The organism is Chryseobacterium sp. BLS98 (assembly GCF_001045445.1).
Lineage (GTDB): Bacteria > Bacteroidota > Bacteroidia > Flavobacteriales > Weeksellaceae > Chryseobacterium.
On record NZ_LFNF01000003.1, the window covers coordinates 683,929 to 701,270 of the forward strand.

The 17,342-nt window shown below is 37.9% G+C and carries 11 protein-coding genes; 7 read left to right on the top strand and 4 right to left on the bottom strand.

Annotated elements, in window-relative coordinates:
* Positions 1 to 159: 159 nt before the first annotated feature.
* The 3 genes from dnaE (at position 160) to ACM40_RS14340 (ending at position 9,323) form a co-directional block, all read left to right on the top strand.
* Positions 160 to 4,830, top strand: coding sequence for a DNA polymerase III subunit alpha (gene dnaE, locus ACM40_RS14330; RefSeq protein WP_048503432.1), 4,671 nt, complete (start codon positions 160 to 162; stop codon positions 4,828 to 4,830).
* Positions 4,831 to 5,170: 340 nt separating this feature from the next.
* The gene (locus ACM40_RS14335; RefSeq protein WP_083996867.1) at positions 5,171 to 7,510 is read left to right on the top strand and encodes a T9SS type A sorting domain-containing protein; all 2,340 of its coding nucleotides are present in this window, start codon (positions 5,171 to 5,173) and stop codon (positions 7,508 to 7,510) included.
* A 229-nt stretch (positions 7,511 to 7,739) separates the two neighbouring features.
* On the top strand, positions 7,740 to 9,323 hold the full coding sequence (locus tag ACM40_RS14340) for a GEVED domain-containing protein (RefSeq protein WP_048503434.1): 1,584 nt from the start codon (positions 7,740 to 7,742) through the stop codon (positions 9,321 to 9,323).
* A gap of 73 nt (positions 9,324 to 9,396) precedes the next feature.
* Here the strand turns inward: ACM40_RS14340 and ACM40_RS20615 are convergent, their stop codons facing one another.
* Positions 9,397 to 9,555, bottom strand: coding sequence for a hypothetical protein (locus ACM40_RS20615; protein WP_165579310.1), 159 nt, complete (start codon positions 9,553 to 9,555; stop codon positions 9,397 to 9,399).
* A gap of 45 nt (positions 9,556 to 9,600) precedes the next feature.
* Positions 9,601 to 10,428: an ion transporter gene (locus ACM40_RS14345; protein ID WP_048503435.1), complete on the bottom strand. Its 828-nt coding sequence runs from the start codon at positions 10,426 to 10,428 to the stop codon at positions 9,601 to 9,603.
* Positions 10,429 to 10,489: 61 nt separating this feature from the next.
* Between ACM40_RS14345 and ACM40_RS14350 the strand changes: the two genes are divergently transcribed.
* Positions 10,490 to 11,587 carry a Nif3-like dinuclear metal center hexameric protein gene (locus ACM40_RS14350; protein WP_048503436.1) on the top strand — a complete coding sequence of 366 codons (1,098 nt, stop codon included), beginning with the start codon at positions 10,490 to 10,492 and terminating at the stop codon, positions 11,585 to 11,587.
* Between the two features lie 2 nt (positions 11,588 to 11,589).
* A complete protein-coding gene (locus tag ACM40_RS14355) occupies positions 11,590 to 12,366 on the top strand; it encodes a zinc ribbon domain-containing protein (RefSeq protein ID WP_048503437.1) in 777 nt (258 codons plus the stop codon).
* A 191-nt stretch (positions 12,367 to 12,557) separates the two neighbouring features.
* Here ACM40_RS14355 and ACM40_RS14360 read toward each other — a convergent pair whose 3' ends face one another.
* Complete coding sequence (locus ACM40_RS14360) at positions 12,558 to 14,336, bottom strand: AMP-dependent synthetase/ligase (protein ID WP_048503438.1); 1,779 nt, start codon at positions 14,334 to 14,336, stop codon at positions 12,558 to 12,560.
* 264 nt (positions 14,337 to 14,600) lie between these two features.
* Here ACM40_RS14360 and ACM40_RS14365 point away from each other — a divergent pair, with 264 nt between their 5' ends.
* Both ACM40_RS14365 and ACM40_RS14370 read left to right on the top strand, forming a co-directional pair.
* The gene (locus ACM40_RS14365) at positions 14,601 to 15,740 is read left to right on the top strand and encodes an acyl-CoA dehydrogenase (RefSeq protein ID WP_048503439.1); all 1,140 of its coding nucleotides are present in this window, start codon (positions 14,601 to 14,603) and stop codon (positions 15,738 to 15,740) included.
* Positions 15,741 to 15,761: 21 nt separating this feature from the next.
* Positions 15,762 to 16,127: a hypothetical protein gene (locus tag ACM40_RS14370; protein WP_048503440.1), complete on the top strand. Its 366-nt coding sequence runs from the start codon at positions 15,762 to 15,764 to the stop codon at positions 16,125 to 16,127.
* A 200-nt stretch (positions 16,128 to 16,327) separates the two neighbouring features.
* Here ACM40_RS14370 and ACM40_RS14375 read toward each other — a convergent pair whose 3' ends face one another.
* Complete coding sequence (locus tag ACM40_RS14375; RefSeq protein ID WP_048503441.1) at positions 16,328 to 17,278, bottom strand: DUF4349 domain-containing protein; 951 nt, start codon at positions 17,276 to 17,278, stop codon at positions 16,328 to 16,330.
* Positions 17,279 to 17,342 lie beyond the last annotated feature (64 nt).

A 17,342-nucleotide genomic window follows, 5' to 3' on the forward strand; every position in this document is an offset into this window, starting at 1 on the left:
ATCTTGTTCCGTCAAGATCATTTGCTTGCCAATTTTATCGAAACTGTTCTTTTCTGGCGGAAGATCAATAACGATGTTGACTTATAACTTTATAAGGCAGAAATCTGGAAAAAATGAAGTAACTTTACATTCTCTTTTTTAAAAAAGTTAGAAACTTATATGTATTTAATTTTTGACACAGAAACAACCGGATTACCTAAAAATTTCAATGCTCCGCTTTCAGATTCCGACAACTGGCCAAGAATGGTCCAGATTGCATGGCAGATACATGACGATAACGGTAACTTGATTGAAAATCAGGATTATATAATAAAACCTGAAGGGTATGATATTCCCTTCAATGCCGCAAGGATTCACGGGATTACTACCAAAATTGCCAATGAAGAAGGAAGGGACCTGCAGGAGGTTCTGGAAGAGTTTTCTAAGGTTCTGGACAGGGTAAGGGTAGTGTCCGGGCATAATGTAGAGTTCGATTACAATATTGTAGGAGCAGAATTCTACAGAAAAAGCATAAAAGACAACCTTCAGGACAAGCCTAAAGCTGATACCATGGTTTTAGGGACAGATTACTGTAAACTTGGCGGTGGGAAAGGAGGAAGATACAAGTCTCCTAAGCTGGAAGAGCTGTATGAAAAGCTGTACGGCCACAAATTTGACGAAGCCCACAATGCGGCTGCCGACGTTAATGCAACTGCGCGCGTATTCTTTGAAATGATGAGGATTGGAGTAATTCCTGCTGAAGTTCTGAAAATTTCAGAAGATCAGCTAAGCTACTTCAAAACGCTTTATCCGGATCCGATAAAACCGTTTAATATTGTTATCAGAAGGCAGGTTGCCGATTTTAACAACAAGAAAAAGCAGCAGGATTTCGGAAGTATTGATGAAGTTGATATCGGTAAATATTTCAATTTTAACAGTCACAGTGTTTTTTCTACGCTGATGGCCACTTCAAGCATTAATGATTTGATCAAAAAGGCTTCCGATGACAATTTTCCGGCCGTAGGAATAGTAGACATCGGAAATATGATGGGCGCTTTTAAATTTGTTTCGGCAGTTGAAGCTGCGAATGGGGACCGTGCGAAAAAGTATAAAGAATATCTTGCAAAAAAGCAGGAAGCAGAAGAGAACGAAACGGAATTTACTGAACAGGAACCTGTTTCGGAACCGCTTATTCCTGTTGTTGGCTGTGAATTTTATATTTCAGACCGGTATGAGCAAAAGCAGTTTACGAAAGACGATCCCGACAGGAGAACTCAGGTTGTTCTTTTGGCAAAAGATTTTAACGGCTACAAAAATCTGGCAAAACTTTCGAGTATAGGCTTTTTAAAAGGGTTTTATTTTGGAGTGCCGAGGATCAGCAGGGAACTGATTGCTGAATATAAAGAAGGGCTTATTGCTTTAACTTCAGGAATTTTAGGTGATATTCCGGATGCTATTCTTAATACCGGGGAACAGAAAGGAGAAGAGCTTTTCAAATGGTGGAAAGATACTTTCGGAGATGATTTTTATGTACAGCTTCAGAATCACCAGCTGCCGGAAGAAGAACATTTAAATGAAGTTTTGTTATATCTGGCAGATAAATATAATACTAAGATTCTCGCTCAGAACGAAACTTTCTACACCAACAAAGAAGATGCAAATATTCAGGATATCGTGAGCTGTATCAAAGATGGTGAAAAATTAACGACACCGGTAGGAAAAGGCTTCGGAAAACGAAGAGGATTAACTACAGGAGAATACTATATTAAAAACAGCGACGAGATCAAAGAAGCATTTCTTGCTTATCCGGACGCTTTTGAAGCTTATGATGAATTCCTCGCAAAATTCAGTCCGTATACCTTAAAAAGAGATGTTCTTCTTCCCAAGTTCGATATTCCGCAAGAATTTGTTCATGCAGAAGATGAGGTAGATGGAGGAAAAAGAGGAGAAATGGCTTATCTTACCCACTTGACTTATGAAGGCGCAAGAAAAAGATATCTTGAAACAGGGATTACAGAAGAAATCAAAGAACGTCTTGATTTTGAACTTGATGTAATTGCCAATACCGGTTATCCGGGTTACTTCCTTATTGTACAGGATTTCTGTAACGAAGCCCGGAATATGGGAGTTTGGGTAGGCCCCGGAAGGGGTTCTGCCGCAGGTTCTGCCGTTGCGTATTGCATTGGGATTACTAACGTTGATCCTATTAAATATGACCTCCTTTTTGAGAGGTTCCTGAACCCTGAAAGGGTTTCCATGCCCGATATTGATATCGATTTTGATGATGAAGGACGTGACAGAGTCATTAAATGGGTAATAGAAAAATATGGACAGAGCCAGGTTGCGCAGATCATTACGTACTCAGTTCTTGGGGGGAAATCTGCTATTAAAGATGCCGGAAGAGTTCTGGATGTTCCTATTCCCGATACCAATAATATTGCAAAACTCATCCCTCCAAGTCCGGGAATGAATATTGCCAAAGCTTTAGCTAAATATGATAAGCTGAAACCGGAGGAACAGATGCTGGTAGATGAAATGAGAATGGTTCTGGACAACCCTGAAGATCCCCGTTTTGATGTCCTGGCCAGTGCCAAAAAAATGGAAGGCTGTATCAGGAATACGGGAATCCATGCCTGCGGGGTAATTATCACCCCTGAAGATGTAAGTAACCTTGTTCCGATTACCATTGCGGCAAAAGATGCTGATATCCTGGTTTCCCAGTTTGATAACTCTGTCGCTGAAAGTGCGGGACTTCTGAAAATGGACTTCCTGGGTCTGCGTACCCTGACAATCATTAAGGATGCCATGAAACTGGTTAAGCAGAGACATAATATTGATCTCGATCCGGATGAAATTCCCCTTGATGACGCCAAGACTTACCAGCTTTTTAAAGAAGGAAGAACCGTCGGGATTTTCCAGTATGAAAGTCCGGGAATGCAGAAATACATGAGAGAGCTTAAACCTACTGTTTTTGCCGATCTTATTGCCATGAATGCGCTTTACCGTCCGGGACCGATTAAGTATATCCCGAACTTTATCAACAGAAAGCATGGAATTGAGGAAATCGTTTATGACCTTCCGGAAACCGAAGAATATCTAAAAGAAACTTACGGAATTACCGTTTATCAGGAGCAGGTAATGCTTTTATCCCAGAAGTTGGCCAACTTTACCAAAGGTGAAGCCGATACGCTGAGAAAAGCAATGGGTAAAAAACAGATTGATGTTCTGAATAAAATGTACCCGAAATTCATTGAAGGAGGCAAGAAAAACAACCTTGATGAAGACCGTTTGAATAAAATCTGGAACGACTGGAAAGCTTTTGCTGAATATGCCTTCAACAAATCCCACTCGACCTGTTATGCACTGATTGCTTATCATACTGCTTACCTGAAAGCCAATTATCCGGCTGAATATATGGCAAGTGTAATGAGTAATAACATCAACAATACAGATTCTATTACCATGTTTATGGAAGACTGTAAGAGTATTGGAGTGGATGTTTTGGGACCGGATGTCAACGAATCCCAGTACAAGTTCTCAGTAAACGAAAAAGGGCAGATCCGTTTCGGTCTGGGAGCAATTAAAGGAATAGGGGAAGGGCCAAGTGAGGCTATAACGAAAGAAAGGGCTAACGGAAGATTTAGAAATGTTTATGATTTCTTTGAAAGAATCCTTCCTTCCCAGATGAATAAAAGAGTGGCGGAAAGTTTAGTGCTGGCCGGAGCTTTCGACGAATTGGGCTCTTATCACAGAGGTCAGTATTTTGACGTTGATATGTCCGGGAAAACAAATCTGGAAAGACTTATAAGGTACGGACAGAGTTTCCAGGAAAGTAAAAACGAAATGGAGCACTCTCTTTTTGCTGATTTTGCCGATGAGGTACAGATTGAGCAGCCTAAACTGCTTCCTTGCCCGGAATGGCCTAATATGCATAAGCTTAATAAGGAGAAAGAAATTATCGGATTCTATCTTTCAGCCCATCCGCTGGATGAATTCAAATACCAGTTTCAGTTTATGCAGGGCAGGCTTTCTAAAAAAAGTGTCCTGGAAAAAGACGAGGAAAAGGTAGTGACTGATGAAGTTCCTATTTTAGAGAAAGATTCCCAGGATGAAACGGTAGATCTTATTGAAATTGTTTCCGACGAAATGTCAGTTGGGGAAGGGGACGAGGAAATCATAGAAGAAGTAACGAAAAAGGCTGAACCTAAGGGTAATTTCCTGTTTTTGAACCTGGATGAGGTGGATGCTTACAAAGAACAGGCTTTTTCCAATAAACAGGAAGAGCTTTTTGAAGAAAAGAAAAAAGATTGGAAAACTGTTCAGAAGGAAAGAGAGAATGGTGGCGGCGGAAAAGAATATACCGTAGCCGGATTAATTACCGAATACCGGGTGCAGGATGGTTTCAGGAGTGGTGAAAAAGTAGCTTTCGTTACTTTAGAAGACTATTCCGGATCTTATTCATTCAGATTGGGGGATAGGGATTATATGCGCCTGAAAGAGAAACTGGAAGTCCAGAGATTTGTAATTTTTAAAATAAAATTTGCACAAGTGAAGGACGGAAGAGTTTTTGTGAATGTAATCGATGTGATAGAGCTTCAGGAAGCTTTTGAACGATTTGCAAAAAGTATTTCTCTGGTGATGGACGTAATGGATGTCCGCCCGGAAGACCTTGACTTTTTCAGAACGGTTCTTGAGAGAAATAAAGGGAACCAGAAGCTTAAATTCTTTATTAAAAATATTGAAGATGATTCACAGATTGAAGTTCAGTCCATGAAACATTCCGTTGATCTGAACGGAGATTTGATTAAGGAAATTCAGCTTCTTAATAAGTATGAATTTTATTTGAATTAATTAAATGTAAAAATTAGAGTTATTAAGCGGCATTTTGCCGCTTTTTTAGTTTAATGATAAAAATAAAGTGTAATTGTTGATAAAAAATTACAGAAATTATTTTATGTTAAATCAAAATTTATCTATTATAAGTGACTTTTTATTTTGTATTAACTCACTGTAAAACAATATGTTAATTAAATGTCAGATATTAGTGATTTAACATTGAAATTAAACGTTTATTTAATTTGTGGTATTTATTTTTGAATTTCATAGTAAGGTGTGTAATGTTTTAATGTAATTTGTGATTTTTTATGAAATATTTGTTTACTTTTACCCTCTAATTTTATTTTTACTACATATGAAAAAACTATTTCTACTCTTTTTAGTTTTGACAGGTATGATAACCTGTCAATTGTATCAGGGACAAGCTTACTTGGTAAATACATGTTCAACGAATGTTGATAATATTACGTATTCTGTAATGAGGAGTAATACGACGGCTAATGATAAGCAGCGCATGGCTTTTATTATTCCTGCTTCTCAATTGGATAATATTGCTAACGGTACTATCACATCAACTTACTTTAAGAGATCAACAGCTTCAGGAAGCTTAAACGCAGGAACAAATTTTAGAATTTATTTAAAAAATACTACTGCTACAGATTTTGGCTCTACATCTCCGGATTGGGCTACTGAAACAGGTTCTGCTACCTTGGTTTATGATTCCAATCCTCAAACTGCGGTAGGAAGTACTGCAGGATATAAGCAGTTTCAGCACTCTGCTAATTTTGTTTACACAGCAGGAAGTAACCTTGCTGTTTTTACAGAATATGTACAAACCACTGCTCAGGCATCAACTATTTATTGGCAGTATGAATACAGCAGTCCATGTATTAACACCTCAAACAGTAATACTACAAAGTATGTAAGTACCACAAGTACTTTTGGAGCTACACTTACTTCAACCAATTACAGAAGACCGGTGATTGCGTTCGATGCTAATGTACCGCCACCTACAACAGTTCCTAACTGTACAACAATTTCTGCACCTGCGAATGCTGCAACAGGAATTTCTGTAACACCGACAATTACCTGGTCTGCTACACCAATTACTTCCAGTTATGTAATTAATATGGGAACTACACCCGGTGGAACTGATATTATGAATGGAGTAGATGTAGGAAATGTTACATCATATACTATTCCTGCTGCAACACCATTGGCATATTCAACTCAGTATTATGTAACGGTGATTCCTAAAAATGTTGTAGGCATGGCTACAAGTTGTAATGGGAGTACGTTTACAACTTTGGCAATGCCTTGTCCAAGTGTAAATTCGCCTACTTCAGCTGCAACGGGAGTTTCTACAATCCCTACAATTTCTTGGGGAGCGATTTCAGGAGCTACAGGATATAAGCTTACTGTAGGTACAACTTCCGGAGGTACAGATGTTTTAAACAATGTAGATTTGGGTAATGTGACTTCTTATACATTTGCTTCTGCTTTAGCCTCATCTACAACATATTACTATACAGTTACATCTTATAATGCATCTACAAACTCTGGTACATGTACTGTAAGATCATTTACAACAACTGCAACAGCTCCGCCTGCAAATGATAATTGTGGAGGGGCCATTGCTTTAACGGTTAATCCGGACTTGGCTTGTGGAGCTACAACAGCTGGTAATACATTAGGGGCATCTTTATCTATGGCAGCTACACCTTGTAATGGAAATCCAGATGATGATGTTTGGTATAGCTTCGTAGCAACCAGTGCTTCACACGTTGTTGCATTATCAAATGTAGTTTCAACAGGAACATCTTCAACTACGGATATGTATTTCCAAGTATTAAGTGGAGCATGCGGCTCTCAAACGAGTGTTGTATGTTCAGATCCTAACACGGCTACTGTAAGTGGTTTAACTCCGGGACAAACCTATTATATAAGAGTATATACCTATTCTGGTGCAGGATATAATGCTAGCTTTAATATCTGTGTTGGAACACCTCCACCACCGCCGGCAAATGATAACTGTGCCAATCCAACTCCTTTAACGGTAGGAGGTGTATTCGCTACTCATGCAATTACAACTACAAATGTGGGTGCTACTGCTGATGGTACAGCGCAATCTTGTCAGACAAGTGCTACTAATAATGTTTGGTATTCTGTAGTGGTTCCTGCTTCCGGAACATTGAAAATTGAAACCAATTCAGTTACAGGTTCTACTTATACAGATTCAGTTATTAATGTATTCAGTGGTGCTTGTGGTTCATTAACACCTGTAGCTTGTGATGATGACAGTTCTGCAGATGGTAACTTCTCTCTGGTTTCATTAACAGGCCAGACTCCTGGTGCTACATTATTGGTAAGTGTTTGGAGATACTCTTCAGGAACTGGTACAGATGGACAGTTCAAGATTTCGGCTTACGATGCATCATTATTAGCAACATCTGAAGTTTCACAAGCTAAAAATGACCTTAAGGCATACCCGAATCCTTTCGCAGATGTTTTAAATATTTCAGATATCTCTAAAGTGAAATCAGTATCAATTGTTGATGTTGCAGGAAGAGTGGTAAAAACTATTGAAAACCCTTCTTCAGCTCTTCAGTTAGGAGATTTAAAACAAGGACTATATCTTGTGACTCTTAATATGAAAGACGGATCAAAACAAACGATCAAAGCAATTAAGAAATAATTTTATTGATCATAATTAATCCAATAGCAGCCGAAAGGCTGCTATTTTTTTATGAATTTATATCCTGCTAAGGTTATGGAATATGAAAATTCATTTTAAGACTTCATTTATGAAATTTAAAGTTAAAAATATTAGTAAAAAGACAGTAAAAAGCTGCCTTTTTCTATTTTAATCAATAAGCTGTTGTATTTTTTTTATTAAATTTGTTTAAACCATAAAATAAAATTACATGAAAAAGCTTTTACTTGTGAATTTAATAACGATTAGTACATTTGCCTTTGCGCAGACCTATTGTACGCCGGAATTTGCCAACGGCTGCAGTGGAGGAGATATGATAGACAGTTTTACCATTCCCTCAGCCGGGTTTAGCCATCTTGATACGGGATGTTCTCAGGCAGCATATGCAGATTATACAGCTCAGACCATCAATATGAATGCAGGCGTTAACTATGCCTTCAATATTACTCACGACTACGAAGATCAAAATGTACGGGTCTGGATCGATTTTGATAATAACGGAACCTTTGATGATGCTGCACCAGAGCTGGTAGCTGAAGCTTCCAGTGGAGCTGAACTGTTTACCAACGGGGTCATAGCGATTCCTTCTACAGTTACCCCTGGAACTTATAGGATGAGAGTGGGAGACCGTTATTCAAGCCAGCCGGAGCCTTGTAATACAGCAGGTTATGGAGAAGCTCATGATTACACAGTAGTAATAGGAGCGGCACCAAGCTGTCTGTCGCCCAATAATTTATCTTCCAGCGCTGTTACCTCGAATTCCGCTTCTATTTCCTGGACAGCCCCAACAAGTACGGTTGGAGTAGGTTATGAATATTATTATTCTACAACCAACACAGCTCCGGTAAGTACTACAGCTGCAACAGGAAGTGTGGGAGCATCAACCTTATCCACCCCTTTAAATTCGTTAACTCCTGCAACTACCTACTACGTATGGGTAAGATCAGTATGCAGTGCTGCTGACAGAAGTGGATGGTCCTTAGGAACAACATTTACCACCGATTGTGCAGTTGTAGTACCTACAACCGCATACACCAATGATTTCTCCACATTCCCTGGAAATTGCTGGGAACAGGCTTCAGGCGGAGATGCAACTACCGGACCTAATGATACGGAAGAATTATGGTATGATGGTGATTTCCTTAATGCCGGAGATGGTAACAATTCTGCTAAAATAAACCTTTACTTTACCGGAACTGCAGCCTGGCTGAAAACCGTGCCGTTCAATCTGTCAGCGGGAGGATATAGAGTTAAATTTGATTATGGAGTTACAGAATTTTTCGAGACTACTCCTTCTGCTATGGGATCTGACGATGTGGTTCAGTTTTTAGTATCCGGTGACGGAGGAACTACATGGACGGTTCTGCAAACATGGAATGCAGCCAATACACCATCCAATGCCTCTACTACTTATTCTTATAATTTGACATCTTATACGGGAGCCAATACAGTCTTTGCATTTTATGCTTCCGACGGAACTGTGAATGATACCGAAGATTATGAATTCTTTATCGATAACTTTAAAGTAGAATCTGCTACACTGGCAACATCTGAAGTTACCAAAGCCAAAGAAGATATTAAGGCCTATCCGAATCCGTTCACTGATGTATTGAATATTTCAAAAGCAGATCTGGTAAAATCAGTATCCGTTTCTGATGTTTCAGGACGATTGGTAAAAACTATTGAAAGTCCCTCTTCTACTCTTCATTTAGGAGACCTGAAGCAAGGACTGTATTTTGTTACTTTAAATATGAAAGACGGATCCAAGCAGATGATCAAGGCAATCAAAAAATAATCAGAATAAATAATATTTAAGTAAAAAGACGGTACCAGCCGTCTTTTTTATATTACTCATTACTTATCATTTATCATTTATTGGGTACCGGTTGTATATCTCCTGTGGTCATATGCTCAAAGACAGCTGGGAAAAACATCACAAGTATAAAATAGATAATGATCATCAATGCAACTAAAGCAAAAAGGATAATGACCAAGCTGTTGGGTTTATTTTTCTTTTGTGGTTCCATGATTTTTGTGGTATTTGGTTAATAGATTAATATCAATACCAAATACTAAGCTAATTTCTTGCCACACTGTTTGCAGTACCTTGCATCATCATCTATATCTTCATTGCCGCATTGGTCACAGATCTTTTCCAGATTCTGTCTTTTGTTACGCATTTCTGCCGTTACAATTCCTGTGGGAACAGCAATAATAGAGTAACCGGCAAGCATTAAAATAACGGCAAAAAATTTACCCATCGGAGTGATGGGGGATACATCTCCGTAACCTACAGTAGTTACCGTTACCACAGCCCAATAAATGGCCTGGGGAATTGTTTCAAAGCCGGGTCTTCCACCTTCCACCATAAACATCAGCGAGCCTACGATTACCGAAAAAATAATGAGGAAGAGAAGGAAAATATAGATTTTTCTGGAGCTGTTCTTTAAAGCACGCACAATCAGGTAGCCGTCATTCATAAAATCCAGAAGATTGAAAATTCTAAAAATCCTCAGCATTCTCAGCATTCTGAAAATCAGGAAATATTTTGTAATAGGAAAAAAGAAACTCAGGTAGAAAGGGACAAGAGCCAGAAAATCAATAATTCCGAAAAAGCTGAAAATATAGTTTTTCTTGTTTTTTACTACACTGATCCGCATCCAATATTCAATCGTGAAAAAGATTGAAATGATCCATTCCAGGACCAGAAATGTATAATGGAATTTTTTGTCGAGCTGGGGAACACTTTCCATCATAATAATGGCAGTGCTTATCAGGATAAGAGATAGTAGAGTAATGTCGAATAGCTTTCCAAGCTTCGTATCGGCACGGTAGATAACCCTGTAAAGAAATCTTTTCCAAAGCTTGTCTTCAGGAACAAGATTATGTTCTCTTTCCATTTTTAATGTTTTTTAAAATTAACAAATTATCGTTATTTTCGTAGCAAACATACAGAATAAAATGACAATAAGCGAAGTAATTTCAAAAATAGAAACCCGTATTACCCTGCAGCAGGCAGAAGATTTTGACAATGTAGGATTGCTGTGCGGAGTTCCGCACCGGAATGTCAGCGGAATACTTGTATGTCATGATGCTTTGGAAAATGTTGTGGATGAGGCTATTCAGAAGAACTGTAACCTGATTGTATGTTTTCATCCCATTATTTTCTCAGGATTAAAATCCCTTACCGGGAAAAATTATGTGGAAAGGGCAGTACTGAAGGCTATTGAAAACAAAGTCGCCATTTATGCCATTCATACGGCATTTGACAATGATTTATTTGGGGTAAATCATGAAATTTGCCGTCGGCTGGGGTTAAAAGACCTGAAAATCCTTCAGCCTAAAAAAAATAACCTGAAACAGTTAAGTGTCTTTGTTCCGAAAGACCATTCTGAAAAGGTAAAAGAAGCACTTTTTGCAGCAGGAGCAGGAAATATAGGCTTTTATGACGAATGCAGCTTTACATTGAACGGAAAAGGAACGTTCAGACCTGTTGAAGGTTCAAATCCTTTCTCAGGGCAGCAGGATATCCGTGAAAATGCCGACGAGGATATGATCTCTGTTATTTTTGAAGACTACAAAAAGGGAAAGATTATTTCCGCCATGAAGGCTGCTCATCCGTATGAAGAGGTAGCCTATCAAATTTATCAGTTGGATAACGAGAATCAGCATTCCGGGCTTGGAATGTATGGTGAGCTTGATGATGAAATGGATGAACAGGATTTCTTAAGAATGGTAAAAGAAAAATTTGGTCTTGAAATCATTAAACATTCCGATTTTACCCATAAAAAAATAAAGAGGGTAGGAGTTTTGGGCGGGTCCGGAGCCAGTGGTATCAAAGCCGCTTTATCCCAAAAATGTGATGCATACCTGACGGGAGATATTAAATACCACGACTATTTTCAGGCAGAATCCAAAATGTTGATCTGTGACATAGGCCATTATGAATCCGAACAATTTGTAACTCAACAATTATTTGAAATTTTATCACAAAAATTTAGTACATTTGCAATTTCAAAATCTATTGAAAAAACAAACCCAGTAAATTATTTCATTTAAATATGGCAAAAACCAACGATATTTCAGTTGAAGAAAAATTAAGAGCTTTATACGATTTGCAGATCATTGATTCAAGATTGGATGAAATCCGAAATACCAGAGGAGAATTGCCAATTGAAGTTGAAGATCTTGAAATTGAGATTGAAGGACTTGAGAAGAGAGCTGAAAAATTTCATGCAGACATTAAAGATCAGGACGATCAGATCAAAACAAAGCATGAAGTGATTAACCATGCAAAAACTTTAATTGAAAAATACAAATCTCAGCAGGATAATGTAAGAAACAATAAAGAGTTTGAAGCATTAGGAAAAGAAATAGAATTCCAGGATCTGGAAATTCAGCTTGCTGAAAAAAGAATTAAAGAATTCGGGGCTAAAATTGCTCACAAAAATGAAACGTTAAGCGAGCTTAATGATAAGATCAGTAATCTAAAAAACCATTTAAAATTCAAAAAAGAAGAATTGGATGGCCTTATTTCTGAAACTCAGAAAGAAGAAGAATACTTAATAGAACAGTCTAAAGAGTTTGCCGGTAAAATTGATGAGAGACTGCTTTCTTCATACAACAGAATCAGAAAAAGCTCTATCAACGGATTAGCAGTTGTAGGTCTTGAGAGAGGAGCTCCGAAAGGATCATTCTTCACCATTCCTCCTCAAAAGCAGATGGAAATCGCTCAAAGAAAGAAAATCATTATTGATGAGCACTCAGGAAAAATCCTTGTAGATGACGAATTGGTAATGGAAGAAAATGAAAAAATGAAATCTGTAATTAAGTTCTAATTACAATTCAAAATATTAAAAAATGTGCTTCAGAAATGAGGCACATTTTTTTGTTTAATAGGCCGGGATGTTTTAATAAAATAGCAGCGGACTTAAGCCCGTTCAAATAAAGATAAACCGATTAACGGCTTTAGGCAAAACATTTAAGAATGGCAAAAAAAAGCTGCTTCATCAGAAGCAGCTCATTATGATTAGTCATGATGCTCGTACATTTTATTGTACAGATCCATGAATTTCTCTTTTATCGCTTTTCTCTTAAGCTTTAAAGTTGGTGTAAGAAGTCCTGTATCAATTGCCCATACTTCAGGGGTAAGTTCAATTTTTTTGATTTTTTCCCAGTTTCCGAGATGTTCATTAATCCCATCGATCTCTTTTTCGATTCTTGCTTTTAATTCAGGGCTTTTTGCAATTTCTGCAGGAGTGGAACCTATATTCAGGTTATTTCTCATAGCCCAGCTTTTGGCAAATTCAAAATCGGGCTGCACCAAAGCACACGGCATTTTTTCACCATCTCCCACGACCATAATCTGCTCAATGAATTTTGAAGCTTTAGCTTGGTTCTCAATGGTCTGAGGGGCAATGTATTTTCCGCCTGAGGTTTTAAACATTTCCTTTTTACGGTCGGTGATCTGCAGGAATCCTTCACTGTCTATATGCCCGATATCTCCTGTTTTAAAATAGCCATCCTCTGTAAAAGCCTCTTTGGTCATTTCTTCATTCTTAAAATAACCTTTGAAGACAGACGGTCCTTTCACCGTAATTTCACCATCTTCCTGAATCTTTACCTGAAGATTATCCAACGGTCTGCCGACTGTACCGATCTTCATTTTTTCAAAACTGTTTACGGAAATAACCGGAGAAGTTTCGGTTAAGCCATAACCTTCTAAAATAGGAATACCAGCATTCTGAAACATCAGATTTAACCTTGTGGACAGAGCTGCAGAACCGGAAACCAAAGTGATGATTTCTCCTCCCAGTCCTTCCCTCCATTTCGAAAATACAAGTTTATCCGCAATGATTCCCTGTAATCCGGAAGGTTTGGAAATATCTTTTTTCTTACTGATTAAATTTAAAGCCCAGAAAAATATCTTTGATTTAAGTCCACCAGCTGAAGAACCCGTGTTGTAGATCTTGTCATATACCTTTTCCACCAGTCTGGGTACCACACTCATATAATGTGGTTTTACTTCTTTTACATTTTCACCCATTTTATCAATGCTTTCAGCGAAATAAACCGAAAAACCATTGTATTGGAAAAGATAAAAAAGCATTCTTTCAAAAATATGACATATAGGAAGGAAGCTCAGAACTCTTGTATCCTTGTAATCCAGACTCTTTTTCTTAGGAATTCTCGGAACAGAACCTAAAACGTTGGAAACAATATTATGATGGGTCAGCATGACTCCTTTCGGCCTTCCTGTAGTACCTGAAGTGTAAATAATGGTAGCCAGATCCTCAGAATTAATGGCATTGGAAAGATCTTCTACCTCAATCTGGGTAGAATCATCCTCGCCTAGATCCAGGATTTCTTTCCAGTTGGCAGCTCCGCTTATATTATCGAAAGTAAAAATTCCCTGAAGTGAAGGGATATTATGCTTTACCTTCATTACTTTGGCAAGAAGTTCCTTATCGGATACAAAACAATACTGTATTTCAGCATTATTAAAAATAAATTCATAATCTTCAGCAGAAATACTCGGATAAACAGGTACCGAAACTACACCGATCTGGGATAGCCCGAAATCCATCACTGCCCATTCCGTACGGGAATTGGTAGTAATCAGAGCAATCTTGTCACCAGGTTTTATACCCAGTTTCAACAATCCCCTGGATATTTTATTTCCCTGGTTAATAAACTCCAGCGTTGAGGTTTTTTTCCATTCACCCTGGTATTTGGTTACAAACATATCCGTTTTAGGGAATTTTTCTAAAGCATAGTTCGGAATATCGAATAATCTTTTGATTGTCATGATTTTTTAAGCAATTTTTAAAGAATTTTAAATATAAGCATTTTTTTTAATTGTGATCATCACAAATCATCAATCGTGAATTAATTGAATGCCTGCCATAATAAACATAAAAATACAGATGTTAGTATACTATTATTTTAGTCCGTATTACCTTCCACTCCTTATCCCATAACCTAATCCCTGCAACCTTTTCCCTAATTTCCAATTCTATTTTCAGGTTTCGTTAAAAAGTGTAAATTTACGGCTATCTAATTATTATTTTTTATGGACTTTAATTTATCGGAAGAACAGCTGATGATTCAGCAGGCTGCAAGAGATTTTGCGCAAAATGAACTACTACCTGAAGTTATTGAAAGAGACCGTGATCAGAAGTTCCCTACGGAACAGGTAAAGAAAATGGGTGAAATGGGACTTCTGGGAATGATGGTAGATCCTAAATACGGAGGAGCAGGGATGGACAGCGTTTCTTACGTTCTGGCAATGGAGGAGATCGCAAAAATAGATGCTTCTGCAGCGGTTGTAATGTCCGTAAATAACTCTCTGGTTTGTGCAGGTCTTGAAAAATTTGCTTCCGAAGAACAAAAAGTGAAATACCTTACCCCTCTTGCGAGCGGAAAAGTAATAGGTGCTTTTGCATTATCCGAGCCTGAAGCAGGTTCTGATGCTACTTCCCAAAAAACAACAGCAGAAGATAAAGGAGATTATTATCTTCTAAATGGTATTAAAAACTGGATCACCAATGGAGGTACTGCTACTTACTATATTGTAATTGCTCAGACGGATCCTGAGAAAAAGCATAAAGGAATTAATGCCTTCATCGTTGAAAGAGGGTGGGAAGGTTTTGAAGTAGGCGTGAAAGAAGACAAACTGGGAATCAGAGGAAGCGACACGCACTCTTTGATTTTCAATAATGTAAAAGTACCGAAAGAAAACAGAATCGGGGAAGACGGATTCGGATTCAACTTTGCCATGGCAGTATTGAATGGAGGAAGAATCGGTATCGCTTCTCAGGCATTGGGTATTGCTTCAGGTGCTTATGAATTGGCTCTGAAATATGCTAAAACAAGAAAAGCGTTCAAAACTGAGATCATCAACCACCAGGCAGTGGCTTTTAAACTAGCGGATATGGCTACCCAGATCACGGCGGCAAGAATGTTGTGCTTCAAAGCAGCCTGTGAGAAAGATGCCGGTAAAGATATCTCTGAAAGCGGTGCAATGGCCAAATTATATGCTTCTCAGGTGGCTATGGATACTACTATTGAAGCCGTACAGATCCACGGTGGATACGGATATGTGAAAGAATACCACGTAGAAAGAATGATGAGAGATGCGAAGATCACGCAGATTTATGAAGGTACTTCTGAAATCCAGAAAATTGTGATTTCCAGAAGCATCGCAAAATAATAACTATAAAACACATTACTTATGAAAAAAACTTTGTGGATTGTCTTAGGAGTAGTACTTCTTCTGATCGGCGTTTTTGTATGGTATAAATACTATTTCGTCTTTGGGGAAGGAGTGAAATCCGGCTATCTGAATTATGCCATGAAAAAAGGCTATGTTTTCAAAACCTATGAAGGAAAACTGATCCAGGAAGGTTTTGGAAAAGGAAAAACCGGAACCATTACAAGCTATGAATTTGAATTTTCTGTAGAAGATCCTGAAATTTTCAAGCAATTGGAGAACAACAGCGGCAAAACTTTCGATCTTCATTACAAAGAATACAATGGTGCGCTTCCGTGGAGAGGGAACACAAAGTTTATTGTGGATAAAGTAGTGAATATGAAATAAGGAAAGGCTCCCATCGGGAGCCTTTCCATTTTACAAACCACTTTTATAATATACATTTAACCAAGGTAAAGTACGGTTGATTAAATTACATACTTATTTAAAATTAATATTATACAGCACAGCATTAACTGTGAATATAAAGATACAAAGAAACCATTCTACAGGAATTTGATTTTTATTAAAATAATATTAAAATCAAATTATTGAGGAGGGTTGCCGGTTGATTTATTATTTCTCTTCCTGAAAAAATAATATCCTATTCCACCGATGAGAAATAAAGGCCATAGCGGAAGAATGAAGAGAAATATGGAGGTGATCACATTCCAGCCGGAGGAAACTGCAGCCAGGGATTTTTCACCGAAAGTTTCAGGCATTTTTTCACGTTCAGATTGATCTGTAAGGGTTACGGTGATTGTGCATAGTGTATTTTCTGCGTAGCTGTTTCCGGAAACCTGTATGCTTTTGGTCTCAATATCGCCGATGTCACTCAGGTCATTCATTAAGCCGTCAAAATTCTGCATGGGAACTTTGATATCCATATAATATACCTTTTGAGTGTTTTCGGAATAAGAAGAATTTCTGTTGGACGGTTCTGAAGCAATATAGGAAAGCTCTTCACTTTTTATAAAACCGTTATTCTTTACCGTTTCTTCCTTTACCAGTTCCTTTACCGCTTCTGCATTGTCAGCTTTTACCGAAAGAATAGCTGTTTTCACCATCTTATTTTTGAGCTCATAGGCATCATTCTGAGGTTTATCCTTGTAAACAATTTTGGTTTCTTTGATTACCTTAGGAGCCGGGACATTCACCACAATTTTTTCAGCTTTTTTCTCTGCCGAATCCCTTTTCTCAATCTTTGATTCCAGTTTTATTGAGGAAATTTTATCAGATAAAGAGTCAACCATTTTGGAGGTATTTTCTATTTTCTGCTGAATTTCGCCTTTGGTATCATCAAAATCTTTTATTCTGACATTTGCTGAATCTAAAACTTTATCTGCAGTATTGCTTATGGAATTGATGGTTTCATTCACTGCAGCTGCTGTACTGTCTGCCGCATGAATAGTATCTTCTATCTGGGACTTTGTAGTTTCCGCCTTTTTACACATAATGAAAGTGCCAGATACAGCTACCAATAATATGAACTTTTTCATAACATTAATTTTTGATGAAGTAAAATTAGTAGTGGAACGGAAACCTACTTTTGTAAATAGAAAG

What these genes read in the sequence shown, in the direction of transcription:
- dnaE (WP_048503432.1), top strand. Translation starts at nt 160, where the DNA reads ATGTATTTAATTTTTGACACAGAAACAACCGGATTACCTAAAAATTTC.
- ACM40_RS14335 (WP_083996867.1), top strand. Translation starts at nt 5,171, where the DNA reads ATGAAAAAACTATTTCTACTCTTTTTAGTTTTGACAGGTATGATAACC.
- ACM40_RS14340 (WP_048503434.1), top strand. Translation starts at nt 7,740, where the DNA reads ATGAAAAAGCTTTTACTTGTGAATTTAATAACGATTAGTACATTTGCC.
- ACM40_RS20615 (WP_165579310.1), bottom strand. Translation starts at nt 9,555, where the DNA reads ATGGAACCACAAAAGAAAAATAAACCCAACAGCTTGGTCATTATCCTT.
- ACM40_RS14345 (WP_048503435.1), bottom strand. Translation starts at nt 10,428, where the DNA reads ATGGAAAGAGAACATAATCTTGTTCCTGAAGACAAGCTTTGGAAAAGA.
- ACM40_RS14350 (WP_048503436.1), top strand. Translation starts at nt 10,490, where the DNA reads ATGACAATAAGCGAAGTAATTTCAAAAATAGAAACCCGTATTACCCTG.
- ACM40_RS14355 (WP_048503437.1), top strand. Translation starts at nt 11,590, where the DNA reads ATGGCAAAAACCAACGATATTTCAGTTGAAGAAAAATTAAGAGCTTTA.
- ACM40_RS14360 (WP_048503438.1), bottom strand. Translation starts at nt 14,336, where the DNA reads ATGACAATCAAAAGATTATTCGATATTCCGAACTATGCTTTAGAAAAA.
- ACM40_RS14365 (WP_048503439.1), top strand. Translation starts at nt 14,601, where the DNA reads ATGGACTTTAATTTATCGGAAGAACAGCTGATGATTCAGCAGGCTGCA.
- ACM40_RS14370 (WP_048503440.1), top strand. Translation starts at nt 15,762, where the DNA reads ATGAAAAAAACTTTGTGGATTGTCTTAGGAGTAGTACTTCTTCTGATC.
- ACM40_RS14375 (WP_048503441.1), bottom strand. Translation starts at nt 17,278, where the DNA reads ATGAAAAAGTTCATATTATTGGTAGCTGTATCTGGCACTTTCATTATG.